Origin of the sequence: Gluconobacter sp. NFX36 (genome assembly GCF_049887835.1) — a bacterium.
Lineage (GTDB): Bacteria > Pseudomonadota > Alphaproteobacteria > Acetobacterales > Acetobacteraceae > Gluconobacter > Gluconobacter japonicus_A.
Window position 1 is genome coordinate 285481 of the sequence record NZ_JAGEKJ010000001.1, and the last position, 19101, is coordinate 304581.

The following is a 19101-nucleotide window of genomic DNA, read 5'->3' on the forward strand; positions in this document are numbered from 1 at the left end:
ACGTTTCGAGCCATTGGCAGAACTGCTTCGACCAACGGACCCAGCGCGATGCATAAGCGCATATAGATCGGGTAGTTCCCTCGGACAAAGCCAGACAGAGCATCCCAGATCCACTCGGGGTGGAGGGAGTGACAAAAAAGTCACATTCCATTCCGCCCGGTTTACGATCTACGCCTCGCGTCCCTGTTGCCATAGCTGAACGTTTCTGCGGATGCCAGAGCATCCGCTGGATTTGTGAAAATCAAATGCAGTGAAAAAACAAAAAGTTAGGCTCTTTCATAAAGGACTGTAACAGTCCTCATGGCTGGCAGCCTTCATTTATCAGCAAGTTACGCACACTTTCCATCGGAACGTCACGACTTGTAAAAGCCTTTCCAATACCGTGCAGCAGAACAAAAGAAATGCGTCCATTCTGCATCTTCTTGTCCCGAGTCATGTGATCGAGAAGTGTTTGTGCTGAGAACGATTCTTTAAACCAGTCAAAACTGGTGGGCATCTCAAGGGAGCGAAGATGGCTGTCGAGGCGAGCGAGATCTTCTTCGGGCGCGTGGCCAAGCTTTACAGAAAGAGCCATCGCCAGATGCAAGCCGATGGAAACGGCTTCCCCATGAAGGATACGACCGTCGTAACCGAGTTCAGCCTCAATGGCATGGCCAAAGGTGTGACCAAGATTGAGGAGCGCCCGTCCGTTCTGCTTGGCTTGTTCTTTTTCATCAGCGGCCACAACGGCGGCCTTGAAAACACAGGCACGGCGAACCGCTTCGGCGAGTGCGGCCGGATCTCCGCTCAGGACATCGCCGCCGTTGTCTTCACACCAGGCAAAAAGATCTGAATCTGCGATCAGACCGGACTTCACAATTTCGGCATAACCGGCAACCCGCTGTCGACGGGGTAGAGTCGCGAGGGCTGAATTGTCGGCTAGCACGATGATGGGCTGATGGAATGCGCCGATCAGGTTTTTCCCGGAGGGAGAATTGATGCCGGTTTTGCCACCGACGGAACTATCGACCTGTGCGAGAAGAGTCGTTGGAATCTGGACGAAGGGAATGCCGCGCAGTGCCGTAGCTGCGACGAAGCCTGCGAGATCACCAATGACCCCCCCTCCCAAAGCAACGATGGTTGTGCCGCGTTCGATTCCCAGAGACAGAAGTCGCGTCATGACCTCGCCGTAGCAGGAGAGGGATTTGCTCTCTTCCCCACCGACGACTGAAATGACCTCGGTCTCAATTTCGGTTTCTGCGAAGGACGCCAGCAGACGTGGAAGATGCAGGGCAGCGACGGTGTCATCCGTAATGATGACGACCCGCTTCTGGCGCAGGAGGGGAGCAATCCGGGCGCCCGCGCGTGAAATGAGGTCTGAGCCAATCAGAACGTCGTAGCTGTGCTGCGCCAGTGCGACATGGACTTTCTGAGGATGTGTATGCTCCGAAAGGCTTTCGCAGACACGTTGGACGCCCTGTTCCACGGTTTCATCTCCGCAATCTATGATGATGTCAGCTTCCGCATAGACGGGGTAACGGACCCCAACCAGACGGGTCATGATGTCTTCCGGGCTGCCCTGAGCCAGAAGTGGTCTGCCCCCTCGGCCATGTACGCGCCGCAGAAGGACGTGGACTGGCGCTCTCAGCCAGACCGAAACGGCATGCTTCCGCACAAGCTGGCGCGTCTGCGCGTCCATCCATGCACCGCCGCCTGTTGCCAGGATGCAGGGTGGCCCCTTGATGAGGCGCTGGATGACCCGGCGTTCACCTGCTCGGAAATAGGCTTCTCCGTGACGGGCGAAAATTTCGGGAATCGTGCAACCGGCGGCGCGTTCGATCTCAGCATCGGCATCGACGAACGGCAGGCCATAAACCTGTGCCAGGCGACGGCCGACAGTGGTTTTTCCGGCTCCCATCATGCCGACGAGAACAACTGTGCTTGTCGGTGTGGGGTGAGTGACCGCCCAATCGGCGGAAAGTGAGGGTGGCAGAGGTGACATGCTCTGCTACCTATCATAGGAGAGGGCATCACGTCCTGCCTGCACTTTGAGACCTGAACATAATGGCCCAATCTGATCGTTCGTCTTCCCGTCTTCCCATGATTGCCGGGGGAGGCCTTGTCATTCTCGCTGTTGTGCTGGGGGGCGGTTTCCTGCGTCTGGGCATGAATGCTGTTCCGCCTGAGCAGACGCAGGTTCACAAAGACATTCCGGCGTCCACGTTTGCGACGACGAGTGCCGCTCCGGCTGCGTTGCCTGCCATGCCGCCTGTTCCAGCCGCTCCTGTTCCGGGAACTGTCCAGCCGGTTGCTGCGCCGGTAGCCCCGACACCTGCGGCTCCGGCCCCTGTTTCTGGTACGGTTCCTGCGCCCGCTCCGGCTGCGTCAAGCGCCCCTGTGCTGACGCCATCTACGCCGCTGCCGACAATGCCAGCGCCCAAGCCGGCACCGTCTCAGGGCGCGGCGGTGGCGCCTGCACAGGTTGCGCCCGCACACTGAAGGATACGGTCTGCCGGATGACAGAGGTCACGGATCGTCACGTCGAGGCATTTCTGGAAATGCTGGCGGCGGAGCGTGGTGCGGCCCTGAAAACCCGGCAGGCCTACGCATCTGACCTGTCTGATTTTGCCCGTCATTGTGCGCCCATGTCATTGGCGCAGGCAACGGGTGAGCAGGTTCGGAGTTATCTGGCGTCCCTGTCGCAGGCTGGAATGGCGGCCCGGACGGCAGCGCGGCGTCTCTCCTGCCTGAAGCAGTTTTATCGTTTTCTCATGCTGGAATCGATTCGGTCTGATGATCCGACCGATCGCCAGCAGGCTCCCAAAATTTCTGCTTCGCTTCCGCGTCCGCTGGATGAGAAAGAAATCCGCCTTCTCCTAGAAGAAGGGACGAAAGGGCATGAGAACGAGCGACGAGACCTGTTGTCTCGTGCCGCACTGGAGCTTCTTTACACAACCGGACTGCGCATTTCCGAATTGCTGTCGTTGCCTGCCAGTTGTGTGAAGGCAAAAAGCGCGATGCTTCTCGTGCGTGGCAAGGGGGGCAGGGAGCGTCTGGTGCCGCTGTCCCGCAGTGCGCGGGAGGCAGCGGAGGCTCTTGTCTATTTTGATCGGGATCTGGGGAGCCCTTATCTCTTTCCGGGACGTGATCCGGACAAGCCTCTGACCCGTCAGGGGTTCGACAAGATCCTGCTGGCCTGTGCGCTGAAAGCAGGGATTGATCCGGAGCGCGTCAGCCCGCATGTGCTCAGACATTCCTTCGCCAGTCACCTTCTGGCGCATGGGGCTGATCTGCGGGCGCTCCAGATGCTTCTGGGTCATGCCGATATTGCGACCACCCAGATTTATACGCAGGTGATGGCGGAACGCCTGAGGCAGCTTGTGACAGCGCATCATCCTTTGGCGAAAGTGGTGCCTGCGGGACCTGCTGACTCGGAATAGCACGGGGGGCTGTTTCCGGATGCGCTGGCGTGCTATCCGGCTGGCCATGCGCCAATTCCTAGATTTCGAGAAGTCGGTCGCCGAACTCGAGACCAAGATCGACGAACTCCGCCAGATGGGCAGCCAGGAGAAGGACTCCGGCACCAGCGGCATCAATATCGATGACGAGGTTGCCCGTCTTTCAGACAAGGCGGACAAACAGCTTCGTGCGACCTATGCAAAGCTTACGCCATTGCAGAAGGTGCAGGTTGCCCGTCACGCCCAGCGGCCCAAGGCTCTGGACTATGTTCGTCTCCTGACCACAGATTTCACGCCTCTGGCCGGTGACCGCGCCTTTGGTGATGATGAAGCCATGATCGGTGGTCTGGCCCGCTTCCGTGGAGAGCCCGTCGTGGTGATCGGGACGGAGCGCGGTCACGATACGGAAACGCGTTTGCGCCATAATTTTGGCATGGCCCGTCCAGAAGGGTACCGGAAGGCGCAACGTCTCGTGGAGATGGCTGGTCGTTTCGGTCTGCCGATTCTGAGCTTCATTGATACGGCCGGTGCGTGGCCGGGAATTGACGCAGAAGCCCGTGGGCAGGCTCAGGCCATTGCGAAGTCCATCGACATTTGCCTCAAGGCTCCTGTGCCCCTGATCGCTACGGTGATCGGTGAAGGTGGTTCCGGTGGAGCTATCGCTATTGGTGCCGGTGACCGTGTGCTGATGCTCGAGCATTCGATCTATTCTGTCATTTCTCCGGAAGCCGCTGCTTCCATCCTGTGGCGCGATCCGAAGCTGGCTCCTGCCGCCGCCGAAGCCCTGAAGCTGACGGCGCAGGATCTGCAGGGTCTTGGTTTGATTGACCGGATTGTTGCGGAGCCGATCGGGGGCGCGCAGCGCTCTCCGGATGATGCGGTTCACGCAGTTGGCAACGCGATTGCCGAGGAACTGGCAGAGCTTCAGAAGTTGACTGGACCGGCTCTTCTCCAGAAGCGCCGGGACAAGTTCCTGGCCATGACCCGTGGGTCTCTGAACTGATACAAAAAAAACCGCTGCTCCAAAGGGCAGCGGTTTTTTTTGATCTTACGCTTTGTGCGGAGGGTCGCCGCTGACCGGCTCACGGCCATGGGCCATGATGAGGTCGCGAAGAAGTGGTCCCACTGTTGTAACGGCTTCTGCGTCATAGCCTTTGGCGACGAGAGCCGTGCCTCTCGTGCCATCTGTCAGACCGTAGGGATAAGAGCCGAGGTCAATTCCCGGAAACCTGTCCTGCAATCGGCGCAGATCATCTGCGAAATCGCCTTCCTTCAAGCCTGCGGCGTGCCAACTGACGGATGTTAGAGGAGGGCCTTTTTCCAGTTGAGGGACCAGAGCGTCCACCATGGACGCGAAGATGGACGGAACGCCGGCCATCACATGCACATTTCCTATGCTGAAGCCGGGAGCCGCAGAAATCGCATTTTCGATAGGAACTGCGCCCTCCGGGAACATGGCCATCCGCTGGCGCGCAGTATTGAACTTCTCTTTCCCCATAAGGGCTTCAAGCTTCTGAAACGTGGGCTCATGGCGGAGCAGGGGAACGCCCATGGCCTTGGCGATGCATTCTGCCGTGATGTCATCATGGGTGGGGCCAATGCCACCGCATGTGAAGAGAATATCGAATCGGGCCCGACATTCGGTGACGGTCTGGACGATGTGATTTTCAATGTCCGGGATGACGCGCACTTCGAGCAGCCGGATGCCTTGGGCATTCAGAGCGCGGGCCAGAACCTGTGTGTTGGCATCCTGTGTGCGGCCGGAGAGTATTTCGTTGCCTATGACGAGCAGGCAGGCGTTTTTTTGAAGCATGAGTCTCGTCCTGATAGTCTGATGGATCAAACGTAGCGCGTTGTGCCACGTTGTCGAGCAGGGGCGGACGTCTGGCCCTGCGCAATTTCAAACAGGACACTCATGAGCACTCTGAAGCACCATCTCCCTGAATGTATTCTCGATCTGCGTGCAACGCTGGGAGAGGGCCCTGTCTGGAGTGAGGCTGAAAAGTCGCTCTATTTCGTGGATATTATTGCGGCCAAGGTGCATCGGTTCACGCCGGAAACAGGCGCGCACAAGACGTGGGATGCGCCGGACCGTCTGGGATTTCTTCTGCCCGTGACAAACGGGACTTTCCTTGCTGGCCTGCGGGATGGGCTGCATGGCTTTGATCCGGAAAGCGGCGATTTTGAAGCCGGGCCGGAGATCGAGCCTGAGAAGCCGGGTAATCGTCTGAATGACGGTTGCGTGGATCCGTTGGGTCGCGTCTGGTTCGGCACAATGGATGATGGGGAAGAAGAGCCGACGGGTTCAATCTATCGCGTCGTGCATACGGAAGATGGTCTGGACATTACGCATCATAACGAAGGCTACATTGTCTCGAACGGTCCGGCGGTCTCACCTTGCGGGCGCGTGCTGTATGTCTGTCACAGCCCGAAGCAGACGATTTATGCATTCGATGTGGATGAGAATGGCGATCTTTCCAATGAACGGGTTTTCGCCACACTGACGCATGGCTATCCGGATGGAATTGTGACGGACAGTGAAGGCAATTTGTGGTGCGGAGCATGGTTGGGTGGCCGTGTGGTTCGTTTCCGCCCGGATGGAACGGAGCTTCCTTCCATTCCCATGCCTGTGAGCAATGTGACGAAGGTCGCTTTTGGGGGCGATGATCTGAAAACCGTATTCGTCACGACGGCGCGTAAGGGGCTGGATGAAGCCACGTTGGCTCAGGAGCCTCAGGCTGGCTCGCTGTTTGCGTTCCGAACGGATGTGCCTGGTAATCGACAGGCTGAATTTCAGTTGAACGACTGAACCAAAAGGGGGGGCTGCTTTCGGGAAAGCAGTCCCCTTGAGGGTTTAACCCAGAAGTTCCTGCAAAAGTGGAATGAGCGGTAGATCCGGGTCCGGCATGGGGTATTTCGCCAGATCTGCGGCGTTGACCCATGCCAGTTCCTGCCCTTCACGCGGTGCGGGAACACCCCGCCAGCGGCGCACAACATAGAGTGGCATCAGAAGGTGGAACGGTCCGGCATTTTCGCTGACGAACGTGAAGGGTGCGAGACATGAGCCTGTCAGGTCCACGTCCAGTTCTTCCTTCATTTCCCGGATGAGAGCCTGTTCCGGTGTTTCCTCCCGTTCAACCTTCCCGCCTGGGAACTCCCAGAGACCGGCCAGTCGTTTTCCTTCTGGGCGACGGGCCAAGAGGATGCGTCCCTGTGCGTCCAGAAGGGCTGCGGCCACGACCAGAAGGGTTCGGGGTTTGGGCGATTGCACGGCAGGAGGTATTGGGGCTTTTTCCTGCACAGGTGGCAGGGCGGTGACGTCCTGAATGGTAGCATCCTGTTGCAGAAACCCTGAGCGGGTTAATTCATGTACAATAATGGGACATTCGGCCCCACGAGACACGAAGCGTCGGGTGGCGCGGCCTGTCTCCTGAAAACCCAGCTTGTGCAGGACAGCAGAGGAGCCAGGATTATCGACCGCAACATCGGCCGTCAGTTTCTCGATCTTAAGAACCTGCAAGGCCCATTCCACGACGCGCTTTGCCGCAGCCGTTGTCATGCCCTGGCCCCAGACCGCCGGAGACGCCCAGTAGCCAAGAGAGGCAGAGCGTCTGTCGTCTGACAGGACAAGGCCGACTGCTCCCAGAAGGGTTCCATCGCGTGTTACGGCGAAGTGATGAGCTTCGCCGCGTGCGCTGTCTTCCAACGTGGAGGCGATCCATTTTTCGGCAAGATCGCGCGGGTAGGGGAAAGGGAGGCGGCTGAGCATGCGGACCACGCTCCAGTCGTTCACGAGGCGATGGACGGCTGGTGCGTCTTCCGGGCGGAGGGGACGTAAAAGAAAATCCCCCGCTTTCAGTTCGGGTGTCATGTCGGGCTTGTTGAATCCTGCTCCTCAGGGACGCCGCAACGGGCCAGTAGACGGCGCAGCGTGTTGATGACGGGGAAGACTTCCTGATTGTGATCGCCGCCCAACTCGTTCCAGGCGGCCTGTTCGAGTTCTACGATATCACGGTCTTCCTTAAAAATCCGTTCTGTGAAGGCGACAAGGAACGGCCATGCCAGATCCAGAACAACGCGGACTTTCGGTTTGCGGACTGACAGAAGGCCGAAAACGCGACAGGTTTTTTCGTCGGCATCCTGCGGGACATAGACGATCCACAGATCCATGACCGGCGGTTCGTCACCTGTGGCGATCCTCAGGGTCTGGTAGGGATATTCCGTCCGGATCGTCATGACGTCGCGATGGGCGTAGCGCTCGCTGGCGTCCCGGCGCTCACCGAAGATCAGGGCTTCACCCCAAGGCTGCTTGCCGCTTGTCCGGGCGAAGCTGTAACGGGCTTCGACCAGTGTTGGCTCATCTTTCCCGCCCAGAAAGCGGGGTTTCATCTGGCCCATCTGCTTCATGTGCATGAACTGATGATTCATATCCATCAGGTTTTCATGCATGAAGCTGTAGTGGCAGGCGACTTTCTTGCCGAAACGACGCGTCTTGTAGGCCGGGTCACGAACGGAGCCGAGAGACGGGAAGGGGGTGGTGTCGGCTTTTGCCGGATCTCCGGGGAAAATGAAGATCAGGCCGCCTTCTTCGCGGCACGGATAGGTGCGGACGCCATTCGGAAGTTTGTTTTTGCCCAGATAGGGGACATCAATGCAGCGGCCTGAGCGGCCGTAAGCCCAGCCGTGGTAGCAGCACTGCACCGCTTCACCGTTGACGCGGCCAAGGCTCAGGGGAACCTGCCGGTGAGCGCAGCGGTCTTCGAGCGCGAAGACGGTGCCATCCAGAGGGCGGACAAGGGCAATCGGCTGGCCGGCATAACGCGTGCCGATGGTCTTGCCGCGCTGGAGTTCATGGGACCAGGCGACAGGGTACCAGTAATCCGGGTTGGAGCGGATGCGACGCAGGTCTGTATTGCGGGCTGGAGGCTCGTTTGGGGAGATGCTGCTGATAATGGCGTCGGCATCTACTGTACTCTGCGACATTGAAATCCCGATCCTTATAAAGCCGGGCCTTTTGAAAGGCGTCTTTCTGAAACGAGCCTAACAGGCAAAAGGTCCCGACCGGAAGGGGGAAGGGCCTGTCGGGGTAAAACGCGTCATTTGGGCAACATGAGGCAGGAAAAGCACAAGTCAGATGTCATTGAAACATCATCCACGGCGTCAAAGGCTTTGCCTAATAAGGATGCTTGGCTAGGACACCGCTTCCCTAATTTCGTAATCCCCCATATTTCTGGAGTATTGGCCTCAGTGCGCACCAAACCCCTGCTTCTGTCGTCTATTGCACTGTTGGCCCTTCACTCTCAGGTCCATGCCGCTGAGGCGACCCGGACGGTCGCTCCGAAGCACCGGCATGTGCCGACCCGTCATAATGTGGCTCCTGCTGCCGTTACGGTTGAGCCTGCTGTGCCCGTAGTGCCGACGAAGCGCGTTCGTCGCACCAATGTGGAATCCCGTTCGACCGAGAGCGTGTCCGTGACGGCCCGTCAGTTGACGGGACGTGATGCCGAGCAGGCTGTGTCCAAGGCTGTCATGCGGCAGTTTGTGCCGGGCACCAGTCCGTATCGCATGTTGGACCGGACGCCGGGCGTCAGTTTTACGTCTACCGATCCGTTCGGAATTGATAGTTTCGGCGCGAATCTTTACGTCCGCGGGTTCTTCATGAACCAGATGGGTGTGACGGTTGATGGCGTTCCGCTGAACGATCAGACTTACCAGTCTGTGAGCGGCATGAGCCTTGCCTCTGCGATCATTCCGGATGACATCCAGTCCATGCGGATGTCTCAGGGTGCTGGGTCCGTGGAACTGCCTTCCACCAACACGCTGGGAGGGACGATTCAGATCGGGTCGTCTGATCCCAACGATACGCGGGGTGGCAAGGTCAGTCAGTCTTTCGGCAGTTACAACTCCTATCGCACCTATGTCCGATTGGATTCCGGCAAGCTGAACAGTTCTGGCACGAAGTTCTACACGTCCTATGCCCGGACAGATGAAGGCATGTGGATGGGGAGTGGTGACCAGTTCATGCAGCAGGTTGATGCCAAGCTTGTGCAGCCGATCGGGCAGCGCAGCCGTATGTCTGCCTTTTTCAACTGGTCCAGCCTGGCGCAATGGAACTACCCTGATACGTCGATCGGGATTTTGAAGAATCTCGGCTGGCGGACGCCGCATCTTTATCCGAATTATGGCTTGGCGTACCGGATTGCCAATGGGGAAGCGGCGCTTCCGGCAGGCTATGGTGGCGTTCCGGGCATCAATGGTTCTGAAATTGCCATGTATGATGGTGGTCAGGCTGAAACCAATTACATGGGCGGTCTGCATTTCGATCTTGCCCTGACTGATCGTCTGACCTGGAACACCACGGTTTATGGGCATAGTCAGACCGGCTATTACAGCTACACGGACTCTGAAGATCCGTCCCCGAATGGGGCGCCGTTCTCCGAAGAGGTCTGGCAGAACCGTCAGGAGCGCTACGGCATCGACACGAGCCTGCGCTACAAGTGGGGGCGTCACACGATCGAAGGCGGTGTCTGGTACGAGAACAACACCCAGCAGGCTGGTCTGTTCAATTATCAGCAGCCGGTGCTGGGTGAGGGCGCTCCACTCAAGGCGGTTGGTCCGTACAATGTTTACGGACGGGCCTTTCTTCAGGGCTATAATTTCGATTGGACGACCAATGTCATGCAGTTCCATCTGCAGGACAGCATCCGTCTGACGGAGGGTCTGACGCTTCATGCCGGGTTCAAGTCCATGGTTGCGACGACGGCTGGGGGCGCGAACTATAATAACGCGGACTGGACCGGCTCAGACGAACTGCCGAATGGTTCGCTAACGGCTTCTCAGGCCTTCCTGCCGCACCTCAATCTGGACTGGCACATCAACAACCACCACGAACTGTATGTGGATGTGGCGGAGAACATGCGCGCTTATGAGGTTTCGGCCTATGGCGTAGCGAACTCTGTTTATTCGGTTGAAGATCAGGCGACTTTCCAGGCGCAGAAGAAGTCCCTCGAGCCGTCCAAGGCATGGGTCTATCTTGGCGGATATCGTTATACGTCCAAGTATCTTCAGGCGAATGCGACCGTCTATCATGCCAGCCTGATCCATCCGATCCTGGCGGCGGCTGTCGGGTCTTTGACGAACCCGGTGTCTCAGGTCATTGATTTCGGGCACATTTCCATGACGGGTGCCAATGGCGATATTACACTGACGCCCGTTGAAGGGCTGAGCATCAGCAATAACGTCAGCTACAACAAGGGAACCTACGATCGGGACGTCGATACGGCGGGTGGTTTCTATGCATTGGCAGGCAAGAATATCGTCAATTACCCCGTCTGGATGTACAAGACTTCCGTTTCCTACACATGGAAGGGGGCGACGGCGCATTTCGATGCCAACTACTATAGCCGCCGCTATTACAGCTTCATGAACGACACATCTGTTGGTGGGTACTGGCTGGCGAATGCTGGCATGCAGTACCGTTTCGGCAAACTGAGTGTACTTAAGGATGTTACGGCGAGCTTCAACGTCTATAATCTGTTCAACACGAAATACATCGCCATGATGGGCCAGAATGATAATCCTGCGACGGGTGATTATCAGTCCATGGAGCGGGGTGCGGTTCGTGAGTTCTTCGGAACGGTCAGCGCGTCGTTCTGACGATCAGATAGAGTATTAAAAAAGCCGCCCGACAAATATCGGGCGGCTTTTTTTGTGAGTTCTGGGCCGATCAGGCGCGAAGTGCGGTCTGAGCCTCGTCTATGGACACGACATAAGGACCTGAGCCAGCAATTTCCATGCTCAGGATTACCATGCCATCCTCGGTGCGCTCTTCAAGAGAAAGCCACGCGCTTCCTGCTGTCCAGCGGTAGCGGGACGCATCCGTAGGATACCAGCCGGCGAGCGGCGCAGCAGTCTGGTGGGATGTGATCTGTTGTGTGCCTTTGGCATTTGAGATCGTGACGTTTCCAACCGGTACGCCAAGTGTGCGGCGATCATCCAGGAAGGGTCCCACCACGTCTGAAGGGCGGCTGGCACGAGACATGATTTGAATGGCCCGAACGCCTGCTGGAAGCATGAACTCAACCTTGCCCACTTCAGTTTTCACCGGTCGGAGCGTGCATCCGTTGTCGCACAGAAGATGCAGGTCTGAATCGGATGTCAGAACAGTTTGTGGGGCTTCTGTGTGAGGGGCAACCTGGTCAGCCCGGGCTTCGATCTCACGGAAGATGGGTTCGACAATGGCGCGGTCTGTCGTGAGGGGAACTGCCGCATCTGCTTCCCAGCTTTTGGCTAGACTCGTCAGACTGACCACTGTGCCGCTCTGACTGAACATGCCGCGGTTACCGGTGTTGAGGTATGTCTCTGTCTGTACACCGTCAGCCGTGATGATCGCGTGATCTTCGGTTTCGACATGGTAATAGTCATAAGAAGTAATCGAGCGGTCGTAGGAAATGGAACGACCGTTCACCAGCATGCGTGCCGGGATGAAATGCCCATTCAGGAAGAGGCAGTGTTCAGCAGTTACCAGAAGATCCTTGAACGGAACGCCTTCAGAAATTGCGTTTTTCAGGATCCGGACGGGATAACCGGCTTCATCATCATGCTGCCACGGAAAAGTCTGCTTCCGGTTTGATCCGGCCCAGATGATTTTCCGGATTGCTGCCGTACCGTTCGGGAGGGTGATGGAAAGAACATCTCCAATTTTCAGATCTTCAACTGCTACCAGGCCGTTGGGGGTCTGAATGAGAGTTCCGGCCAGGAAGCATGGATCGAAGCTTCCTGAAGAGGACATCGTGGAGTCCTGATTGAGAGTGTAGTTCTTTCCGTTGTTCGTTACAGTCCACTGATTTTTAGACGTATTTGAACTATAGCTGTAGCTGTAAGATGTTCCAATATTGCTCTTGGATGTTGTTATTATGTAATAACCGCCATGCCCGTTCCCTGCAATAATTTCGTTCAGGGACGTTGATCCCCAAGAATAGTCGTAAGTATAAGAATAAGATGTCCCGTTAGCTGTAAACGACAGGGTCTTTCCGCTTACTGTGACTCTAACATCTGAAAAAATGTTAGAGACCTGACCGCTGCTGCTGAGGTCAGCAAGGGTCAGGGTATATGTTCCGTTATTTATGACCTGACGGGGTGCCATGTCAGTCATCCTTTGAAATGTTCGTATTATGCTAACCTATAAAATGGTGACAGGAATAAAGAAACAAATAATTGGCGGTGTTCCAAAATAACCTTTTTATAGCGTCAATCGGGTTCGATATTCTGTGCTTGTCTGGCGTAAAATCTGGTTCAGAAATGGGTGCCGAGTTCTGCGCTAAGATCGTCGATGAACTGGGCTGCGACACGGCCGGAGCGGCTTCCTCGTGTGAGAGCCCACTGAAGGGCTTTCCTGCGCAGGTCTTCCGGGGAAATGGGAAGTTTCCGGGCAGTGGCGTAGGTCTGAACGATATCCAGATATTCGTCCTGGCTGGCACCATAGAGGCCGATCCAGAGGCCAAACCGGTCTGAAAGAGAGACTTTTTCCTCAATGGCTTCGGAAGGGTTGATGGCGCTCCCGGTTTCGTTCTCGATCATGTCGCGCGGCATGAGGTGGCGACGGTTTGAGGTGGCATAGACAAGAACATTGTCCGGGCGGCCACCGATGCCGCCATCCAGAACGGATTTGAGGGATTTGTAGTCAGCGTCTTGGCTTTCGAAGGACAGGTCGTCGCAGAACAGAATGCAGCGGCGATCCGTCGTGCGCAGAACAGCCAGAAGTTTTGGGAGGGTGGAAAGTTCGTCACGCTGGATTTCGATGAGCGCAAGCGTGGGCTTTCCCTTGGCGCGCTGCTCGGCGTTTACCGTGGAAATCGAAGCCTTCACTAGTGAGGATTTGCCCATGCCACGAGCGCCCCAGAGCATCACGTTGTTAGCCGTGAAGCCTTCCGCGAAATGACGTGTATTGGTCATGACCTGAGAGACCTGCCGTTCAATGCCCCGAAGCAGGGAGAGTGACACGCCGGAAACTTTCTCGACAGGAACCAGCGTTCCCATCGCGGCCTGCCAGATGAACGCATCATGATGTTTTAGAATATCGGCACTCGGCGGCTTGGGGCTCATGCGTTCGAGGCTGTTCGCAATACGTTCAAGGACGCTGAACAGGGCGTGATCGGTCATGGAATTCGCTTTATGCCAGTGATGAAGGAAGTGCCCGTCCTTGACGGGGAAACTGCGGACGATATGGTCCGCGCACGTTTCACTCAAGACTGGACCAATATTCCATGAGCAGTCTGTTCATTTCTTCCGCACAGGCCGCCGATGGCGGCGGGCTCCTTGCGAACCCGACGGTGCTTCAGTTCGCCCCGATGATCTTCATCTTCGTGGTTTTCTATTTTCTGCTGATCCGTCCGCAGCAGCAGCGTCAGCGCAAGCTCCGTGAAGAGCAGGGCGGTTTGCGTCGTGGTGACAAGATCGTGACGGCTGGCGGTATCGTTGGTGTCGTGCAGGCAACCCGCGAAGGGAGCGATGAAGTTGATGTCGAAATTGCTCAGGGCGTTCGCGTGAAGATCGTTCGCAGCACGATCACGAACATCGTGTCTCGCGACAAGGCGGCAAACGACTCCTGATCGGGGCGTAGGGCACAAAGAAAAACGCCCCGCCGGGAGACCGGTCGGGGCGTTTTCTGTTTTCAGGCTGTCTGAAAAATTACTGCCTTAAAGCTCAGGCAGACTTCAGTTCAGCTTCTGCAAACTCATAGTTCGCCAGCTTGTCCAGATAGTTCGTGATGTAGTCTGGACGGCGGTTGCGGAAGTCGAGGTAGTAGGCGTGCTCCCAGACGTCGAGGCCGAGAAGGGCCTTGCCTTGGCCTTCGGCGAGCGGGTTGGAGCCGTTGGCCGTCTTCGTCACGGCAAGCTTGCCGGACTTGTCGAGCACGAGCCAGGCCCAGCCAGAGCCGAACTGCGTTGTGGCAGCCTGCTTGAATGCGGTCTTGAAGGCATCCACGGAACCGAAGTCTTCCGTGATCTTCTTTTCGAGGGATGTCGGCAGCTTGCCGCCTGTTGGGGACAGGTTCTTCCAGAACAGGATATGGTTCCAGTGCTGGCCGGCATTGTTGAAGACCGGAGCAATGTCAGGCTTGCCGTGAGAGAATGCGATGATCTCTTCAAGGGACTTGCCAGCCAGTTCCGGCTTGCTTTCGACGAAGCCGTTCAGAGCCGTGACATAAGCCTGATGATGCTTGCCGTGGTGAAGTTCCAGGGTCTCCTGGCACATGCCAGCGCCTGCGAGCGCGTTGGCGGCATAGGGCAGTGAAGGCAGTTCGAAGGCCATGATGTTACTCCTTGGCAAAAATGAAGGGGTCAGTTCTTCAGGAACGAAGACTGACCGCTGACACAACCGATCTCATTTATGAGGCGTGTTGGCAACGCTGTGTTCCATCGCGCCGAGCAGGGCTGAGTAATCTTCATCGGCATGACGACGGTTCGAAAGAGCCAGAGCCTGATCTGCTATCGCCATGGCGGGCATGAACGCTCCGGCTTTCCGTCCTGCATCCATCAGTAGCCCCATGTCCTTGGACATCAGGCGTGTTGGGAACTGGGACGGGAAAGACTTGTCCTGCGCCATTTTCAGTTTGCGCTTGTGATGGGGGCTGATGACCGCAACCTGCTGAAGGGCATCAAACAGAACCTCTCGGTCCAGGCCAGCAGAAAGACCGAAGCTGACGCCCTCCGCTACAACATTCAGGGTCGCGCCCATGATGCCATTGATAACGAGCTTGAGGCGCGCTGCTGAACCTATTGGCCCGGCGTGAATCGTCAGCTTTCCGATGACGTCGAGAATCGGTTTTGCGCGTTCGAGGGTTTCGGCGTCTCCACCGGCCAGCATGACCAGTTCGCCTTTTTCTGCCTCTGGTGTACTGCCGGACATTGGGGCTTCCAGCACAATGAAGCCGTGTTCAGCGCCCGTTTTGGCCAGTGCGAGGGCCTGTTCGGGCGAAACGGTGGATGTGTCCAGAACAAGCTTTCCAGCCGAGATCCCGGCCAACATTCCGTTTTCGCCATTCAGGGACTGGTTTTCAGCAGCGTCGTTCGGGACGCAGAGGATAATGACATCCGCGGCTTCGGCGATGGCGCGCGGAGTAGGGAGCATTTCGGTCTCATCTTTGCCGCCTGATGGAGCAAAGGCCACGACGGAATATCCCGCGCGTCTCAGGTTGGCGCCCATGAGGCGGGCCATTGCGCCGTATCCGATAAAACCGATTTTCATATCGGGCATGCAAACAGGTTCCTTACTATGCGTTGAACAAACTCACGCACTATGGCTGCCAGAGTTTCATCCAGATCGGAAATTGATCATGGCGATTTTCCGCTATCCGCGTCCGATGCCGTCGGACATCACACCGAAAGATGTTTATCTTTCACGTCGGGAATTACTCGGGACCGGGGCTCTGGGTCTGACGGCTGCACTGGCTGGTTCTGCGCGTGCAGAAGCTCTGAAAACGCATCCGGGTCCATATTCCGGCGGGTTAACGCCGACGCCTGAAGAATTCGTGACAGGCTATAATAACTTCTACGAATTCGGGATGGAGAAGGATGATCCGGTCTCCCATTCCAGCGACTTTCACCCGTTACCGTGGACGCTTGAAATTGGCGGGATGGTGAAAAAGCCGCAGCGTCTGGATGTGGGGGCGCTGTTGAAGTCCCCTGATATTGAAGAGCGGATCTACCGGATGCGCTGTGTCGAGGCCTGGTCCATGGTTATTCCGTGGGATGGGATACCACTTGCCAAGCTCCTTCAAGCTGCGGAGCCGGACAGTGCTGCAAAATATGTGGCGTTTGAAAGTGTCGTGCGTCCGTCTGAAATGCCGGGGCAGAGCAGTGCGTTTTCCGGGATCTCATGGCCTTATGTGGAGGGGCTTCGGCTGGATGAAGCCATGAATCCGCTGACGCTTCTTGCGGTCGGGATTTATGGAGAAAGCCTGCCCAACCAGAATGGAGCGCCGATCCGGCTGGTTGTCCCGTGGAAATATGGGTTCAAGGGTATCAAATCCATTCAGCGTATCCGGCTGACGGATAAGCAGCCTCCAACCACATGGAATCGCCTCGCACCGGAGGAGTATGGGTTTTATGCCAATGTGAACCCGCAAGTGGATCATCCGCGATGGAGCCAGGCCAGTGAGCGTGTCATTGGCTCCAAAACGCTTTTTGGCACGAAGCGCCAGCCCACTTTGATGTTTAATGGATATGAGGAGCAGGTGGCAGACCTGTATCGGGGCATGAACCTGCATGACAATTTCTAGAAGCGGAATGTCTGGATTTGTTCGCAGACAGTGGCCTGTCATTCTCTATCCGCTTGGCCTGCTTCCGGCGGTATGGCTGGTTTGGCAGGGGCAGAACGGAGGGCTGGGGGCAGATCCGGTCAATGTCTTTGAGCGCTCACTTGGTCTGTGGGCCTTTCGTTTTCTGCTGATCTGTCTGGCATTGGCTCCGCTTCAGCAGATGGTCCGCTTCAATCTTTTGCGTTTTCGTCGGCTGACAGGTTTGCTGGCTTTTTTCTACGCCGTCTTGCATCTGGCTGCTTATGTGGCGCTGGATCTTCAGTTCGATATTAGGATTTTCGGGCGGGACCTGACGCATCGGCCTTTTATTATTCTTGGGATGGCAGCACTGACATTGCTGCTTCCTTTGGCACTGACGTCCAACCGCTGGTCGATGGTGCGACTGAAGCGCGGTTGGAAGCGGTTGCACCGTCTTGTTTACGGTGCAGCCGTTCTAGCCGGTATTCACTTTTTCCTGTCGTTCAAGACGCTGAACAGGACAAGCGCACTTTATCTGGGTTTGCTCGGTCTCGTGCTTGTCGCAAGAGGGCCTTTGGTTTGGAGTAGCTTCAGACGGAGGGTCGCAGGGCGGCCTTGATCTTCGGGATCAGTGACAGGAGGGTCTGTTTGCGTTGAGCAAAAAGATCGTTGCTGAGGGGATCTGACGGAAGGTGGCAGGCATCTGCCAGCAGGAGTCCGTCAGGGAGGCGCGTGATATCGCCGGGTCTGAAGTCCAGGCGGGTCAGGGGGATGCCGCAGGCTCCGAGGGCTGTGATGTGGGCGCTGACGCCGAGAACCAGAACCAGGCGGAGTTGCGTCATGGTCTGCAGTTCGCGGCAGAGTGCTGAGCTGCATGCTTCAAGTTCATCTGGCTGGGGAATGCCATCTGTTGGCAGTGATGCTGTCACGCCGGTAATGCGTGCCCGGATGAGGAGACTGTTCTCATCCGGGGTGAAGACGATGGCGTGTTGCTCCAGAAGCGGGGCAAGTGTCTGGGTAGCTTCTGTCGGATCAAGGCAGACGATCAGGAGTTCGGCAGACAGGGGGCCGAGGCCGCGCTGATCTGCCTCTGTTTCCGGGAGAATGGGCGCGTCTGGGTATGCGGTTGATCCGATAGAAGCCTGGGGAGTCATGTATCGCTGGTCTCGTCACTGTTGAGGTCTGCTGGATGACGAACGGGAGCCTGACGTGTCCGTTGCTCCGACTGGCGGCGCGTAAAGGACGGGGCGATATCGGCCAGTTCCACAAAGCGGTCAGCCTGTCTGCGCAGATCGTCCCCGATCATGGGGGGCGTTGACCGCATCGAGGAAATGACTGTTACGCGCACACCGCGACTTTGTGCAGCCTCGACAGCACGACGCAGATCGGAATCACCGCTGATGATGACGGCATGATCCAGCCTTGATGACTGTTCGAGCAGATCAACGGTGAGTTCGACATCCATATTCCCCTTGATACGACGTCTTCCTGAAGGATCCGTAAACTCGCGGGCATTTTTTAGAATGAGATGGAAGCCATTATAGGCGAGCCAGTCGGTCAGAGGGCGGAGGGGGGAGTAGTCGTCCGTTTCAGGCATGGCTGCATAATAGAAAGCACGCTGAAACTGGCACTGGCTTTCAAACAGGGAGCGAAGGCTGCGAAAGTCGACTTCAAATCCGAGGTTGCGTGCAGCATGATGAAGGCTGGCGCCATCAATGAAGAGAGCGGTGCGTTCGTTCTGACGCAGAAGCATTATGATATTCCTGATTGTAAAATGATCTTCCTCACGGGGAGGTGCGATGGCCCTGCCATGAACAGGTCAAACGATCTGGGAGACGCTTAAGTTTTCATTGTGATTATGGCAGAAAAGCGGGCACGCGTTGCATTGCCACGATCAGCGTGCTAATGCCAGTTTCTTCTTGTATCCATTTTTTGTAGTTTTACCCGAAGGGGGCCAGTCGTATGGCGCGTGTAACCGTCGAAGATTGCATCGAAAAGGTTCCAAACCGTTTCGAGCTGGTTCTGCTGGCTGCCCAGCGTGCTCGTGCTCTGTCTCGTGGCGAGGAAATGCTGCTTGACCGTGACAATGACAAGAACCCCGTTGTCGCGCTGCGTGAAATTGCTGAAGACAAGCTGAGCCTTACAGGTCTGCGCGATGGCATCATCCGCTCGCTGGCTCGTGCGCCTGAGCCGGAGCCAGTAGACGAAGAGGTGATGGACATCATCCCGACCGACCAGAATATTTTTGGTCTGCAGGACGTGTCTTCTGAAGAAGAGCATGCTCACATGGCTGAGCATATGTCTTCTGATGAAGCTGCTGCCATCGAAGCAGAGCTGGGTGGCCGGGGTCGCCGCTGATTTTCCTGCTATCCTGACAAAGAGGAG

The 19101-nt window shown here is 56.8% G+C and carries 19 protein-coding genes; 9 read left to right on the forward strand and 10 right to left on the reverse strand.

Annotation, left to right across the window (positions count from 1 at the left end):
- Positions 1-298: 298 nt before the first annotated feature.
- Positions 299-1981 carry a 3-dehydroquinate synthase gene (aroB, locus tag J4P41_RS01365; protein WP_426065842.1) on the reverse strand — a complete coding sequence of 561 codons (1683 nt, stop codon included), beginning with the start codon at positions 1979-1981 and terminating at the stop codon, positions 299-301.
- 62 nt (positions 1982-2043) lie between these two features.
- Here aroB and J4P41_RS01370 point away from each other — a divergent pair, with 62 nt between their 5' ends.
- The 3 genes from J4P41_RS01370 to J4P41_RS01380 are packed head-to-tail and all read left to right on the forward strand — an operon-like array spanning position 2044 to position 4440.
- Positions 2044-2478, forward strand: coding sequence for a hypothetical protein (locus J4P41_RS01370; protein WP_426065843.1), 435 nt, complete (start codon positions 2044-2046; stop codon positions 2476-2478).
- Between the two features lie 17 nt (positions 2479-2495).
- Positions 2496-3419 (forward strand): tyrosine recombinase, encoded by a 924-nt coding sequence (locus J4P41_RS01375; protein WP_426065844.1) that lies wholly within the window; start codon positions 2496-2498, stop codon positions 3417-3419.
- Positions 3420-3465: 46 nt separating this feature from the next.
- Positions 3466-4440, forward strand: coding sequence for an acetyl-CoA carboxylase carboxyltransferase subunit alpha (locus J4P41_RS01380; RefSeq protein WP_010501206.1), 975 nt, complete (start codon positions 3466-3468; stop codon positions 4438-4440).
- A gap of 45 nt (positions 4441-4485) precedes the next feature.
- Here the strand turns inward: J4P41_RS01380 and J4P41_RS01385 are convergent, their stop codons facing one another.
- A complete protein-coding gene (locus J4P41_RS01385; RefSeq protein ID WP_426065845.1) occupies positions 4486-5250 on the reverse strand; it encodes a competence/damage-inducible protein A in 765 nt (254 codons plus the stop codon).
- Between the two features lie 102 nt (positions 5251-5352).
- On the opposite strand from J4P41_RS01385, the gene J4P41_RS01390 reads away from it, so the two are divergent.
- On the forward strand, positions 5353-6246 hold the full coding sequence (locus J4P41_RS01390) for an SMP-30/gluconolactonase/LRE family protein (protein WP_426065846.1): 894 nt from the start codon (positions 5353-5355) through the stop codon (positions 6244-6246).
- A gap of 45 nt (positions 6247-6291) precedes the next feature.
- Here the strand turns inward: J4P41_RS01390 and J4P41_RS01395 are convergent, their stop codons facing one another.
- Together J4P41_RS01395 and J4P41_RS01400 are read right to left on the reverse strand one after the other, a co-directional pair.
- A complete protein-coding gene (locus J4P41_RS01395; RefSeq protein ID WP_426065847.1) occupies positions 6292-7308 on the reverse strand; it encodes a bifunctional GNAT family N-acetyltransferase/(deoxy)nucleoside triphosphate pyrophosphohydrolase in 1017 nt (338 codons plus the stop codon).
- Entirely contained in the window at positions 7305-8420 is a 1116-nt protein-coding gene (locus J4P41_RS01400) for a Rieske 2Fe-2S domain-containing protein (protein ID WP_426065848.1), read from the reverse strand. Before J4P41_RS01400 ends, J4P41_RS01395 begins: the two co-directional genes overlap by 4 nt.
- A gap of 126 nt (positions 8421-8546) precedes the next feature.
- Here J4P41_RS01400 and J4P41_RS01405 point away from each other — a divergent pair, with 126 nt between their 5' ends.
- Complete coding sequence (locus tag J4P41_RS01405; protein ID WP_426065849.1) at positions 8547-11093, forward strand: TonB-dependent receptor; 2547 nt, start codon at positions 8547-8549, stop codon at positions 11091-11093.
- 70 nt (positions 11094-11163) lie between these two features.
- On the opposite strand, the gene J4P41_RS01410 is transcribed toward J4P41_RS01405, so the two are convergent.
- Together J4P41_RS01410 and J4P41_RS01415 are read right to left on the reverse strand one after the other, a co-directional pair.
- Positions 11164-12582, reverse strand: coding sequence for a Hint domain-containing protein (locus J4P41_RS01410; RefSeq protein WP_426065850.1), 1419 nt, complete (start codon positions 12580-12582; stop codon positions 11164-11166).
- 149 nt (positions 12583-12731) lie between these two features.
- Positions 12732-13598 (reverse strand): ATP-binding protein, encoded by an 867-nt coding sequence (locus J4P41_RS01415; RefSeq protein WP_426065851.1) that lies wholly within the window; start codon positions 13596-13598, stop codon positions 12732-12734.
- Between the two features lie 104 nt (positions 13599-13702).
- Between J4P41_RS01415 and yajC the strand changes: the two genes are divergently transcribed.
- On the forward strand, positions 13703-14047 hold the full coding sequence (yajC, locus tag J4P41_RS01420; protein WP_062503609.1) for a preprotein translocase subunit YajC: 345 nt from the start codon (positions 13703-13705) through the stop codon (positions 14045-14047).
- A gap of 94 nt (positions 14048-14141) precedes the next feature.
- Here yajC and J4P41_RS01425 read toward each other — a convergent pair whose 3' ends face one another.
- Positions 14142-14750, reverse strand: a complete 609-nt coding sequence (locus J4P41_RS01425) for a superoxide dismutase (RefSeq protein ID WP_015072278.1) — start codon at positions 14748-14750, stop codon at positions 14142-14144.
- A 72-nt stretch (positions 14751-14822) separates the two neighbouring features.
- Positions 14823-15695: an NAD(P)-dependent oxidoreductase gene (locus J4P41_RS01430; protein ID WP_010501228.1), complete on the reverse strand. Its 873-nt coding sequence runs from the start codon at positions 15693-15695 to the stop codon at positions 14823-14825.
- Positions 15696-15774: 79 nt separating this feature from the next.
- Here J4P41_RS01430 and msrP point away from each other — a divergent pair, with 79 nt between their 5' ends.
- On the forward strand, positions 15775-16719 hold the full coding sequence (gene msrP / locus J4P41_RS01435) for a protein-methionine-sulfoxide reductase catalytic subunit MsrP (RefSeq protein WP_415515564.1): 945 nt from the start codon (positions 15775-15777) through the stop codon (positions 16717-16719).
- A 7-nt stretch (positions 16720-16726) separates the two neighbouring features.
- Complete coding sequence (gene msrQ / locus J4P41_RS01440; protein ID WP_426065906.1) at positions 16727-17335, forward strand: protein-methionine-sulfoxide reductase heme-binding subunit MsrQ; 609 nt, start codon at positions 16727-16729, stop codon at positions 17333-17335.
- Here the strand turns inward: msrQ and J4P41_RS01445 are convergent.
- Together J4P41_RS01445 and J4P41_RS01450 are read right to left on the reverse strand one after the other, a co-directional pair.
- The gene (locus J4P41_RS01445; protein ID WP_062016817.1) at positions 17307-17870 is read right to left on the reverse strand and encodes a hypothetical protein; all 564 of its coding nucleotides are present in this window, start codon (positions 17868-17870) and stop codon (positions 17307-17309) included. The genes msrQ and J4P41_RS01445 overlap by 29 nt on opposite strands.
- Positions 17867-18469 carry an NYN domain-containing protein gene (locus J4P41_RS01450; RefSeq protein ID WP_426065852.1) on the reverse strand — a complete coding sequence of 201 codons (603 nt, stop codon included), beginning with the start codon at positions 18467-18469 and terminating at the stop codon, positions 17867-17869. Before J4P41_RS01450 ends, J4P41_RS01445 begins: the two co-directional genes overlap by 4 nt.
- Before the next feature lie 209 nt (positions 18470-18678).
- Here J4P41_RS01450 and rpoZ point away from each other — a divergent pair, with 209 nt between their 5' ends.
- On the forward strand, positions 18679-19074 hold the full coding sequence (gene rpoZ, locus J4P41_RS01455) for a DNA-directed RNA polymerase subunit omega (protein WP_023944991.1): 396 nt from the start codon (positions 18679-18681) through the stop codon (positions 19072-19074).
- Positions 19075-19101 lie beyond the last annotated feature (27 nt).

Bases quoted from the DNA above. Each gene is read 5' to 3' on its own strand.
- aroB (WP_426065842.1), bottom strand. From the start codon at position 1,981: ATGTCACCTCTGCCACCCTCACTTTCCGCCGATTGGGCGGTCACTCAC.
- J4P41_RS01370 (WP_426065843.1), top strand. From the start codon at position 2,044: ATGGCCCAATCTGATCGTTCGTCTTCCCGTCTTCCCATGATTGCCGGG.
- J4P41_RS01375 (WP_426065844.1), top strand. From the start codon at position 2,496: ATGACAGAGGTCACGGATCGTCACGTCGAGGCATTTCTGGAAATGCTG.
- J4P41_RS01380 (WP_010501206.1), top strand. From the start codon at position 3,466: ATGCGCCAATTCCTAGATTTCGAGAAGTCGGTCGCCGAACTCGAGACC.
- J4P41_RS01385 (WP_426065845.1), bottom strand. From the start codon at position 5,250: ATGCTTCAAAAAAACGCCTGCCTGCTCGTCATAGGCAACGAAATACTC.
- J4P41_RS01390 (WP_426065846.1), top strand. From the start codon at position 5,353: ATGAGCACTCTGAAGCACCATCTCCCTGAATGTATTCTCGATCTGCGT.
- J4P41_RS01395 (WP_426065847.1), bottom strand. From the start codon at position 7,308: ATGACACCCGAACTGAAAGCGGGGGATTTTCTTTTACGTCCCCTCCGC.
- J4P41_RS01400 (WP_426065848.1), bottom strand. From the start codon at position 8,420: ATGTCGCAGAGTACAGTAGATGCCGACGCCATTATCAGCAGCATCTCC.
- J4P41_RS01405 (WP_426065849.1), top strand. From the start codon at position 8,547: ATGAGGCAGGAAAAGCACAAGTCAGATGTCATTGAAACATCATCCACG.
- J4P41_RS01410 (WP_426065850.1), bottom strand. From the start codon at position 12,582: ATGGCACCCCGTCAGGTCATAAATAACGGAACATATACCCTGACCCTT.
- J4P41_RS01415 (WP_426065851.1), bottom strand. From the start codon at position 13,598: ATGACCGATCACGCCCTGTTCAGCGTCCTTGAACGTATTGCGAACAGC.
- yajC (WP_062503609.1), top strand. From the start codon at position 13,703: ATGAGCAGTCTGTTCATTTCTTCCGCACAGGCCGCCGATGGCGGCGGG.
- J4P41_RS01425 (WP_015072278.1), bottom strand. From the start codon at position 14,750: ATGGCCTTCGAACTGCCTTCACTGCCCTATGCCGCCAACGCGCTCGCA.
- J4P41_RS01430 (WP_010501228.1), bottom strand. From the start codon at position 15,695: ATGCCCGATATGAAAATCGGTTTTATCGGATACGGCGCAATGGCCCGC.
- msrP (WP_415515564.1), top strand. From the start codon at position 15,775: ATGGCGATTTTCCGCTATCCGCGTCCGATGCCGTCGGACATCACACCG.
- msrQ (WP_426065906.1), top strand. From the start codon at position 16,727: ATGTCTGGATTTGTTCGCAGACAGTGGCCTGTCATTCTCTATCCGCTT.
- J4P41_RS01445 (WP_062016817.1), bottom strand. From the start codon at position 17,870: ATGACTCCCCAGGCTTCTATCGGATCAACCGCATACCCAGACGCGCCC.
- J4P41_RS01450 (WP_426065852.1), bottom strand. From the start codon at position 18,469: ATGCTTCTGCGTCAGAACGAACGCACCGCTCTCTTCATTGATGGCGCC.
- rpoZ (WP_023944991.1), top strand. From the start codon at position 18,679: ATGGCGCGTGTAACCGTCGAAGATTGCATCGAAAAGGTTCCAAACCGT.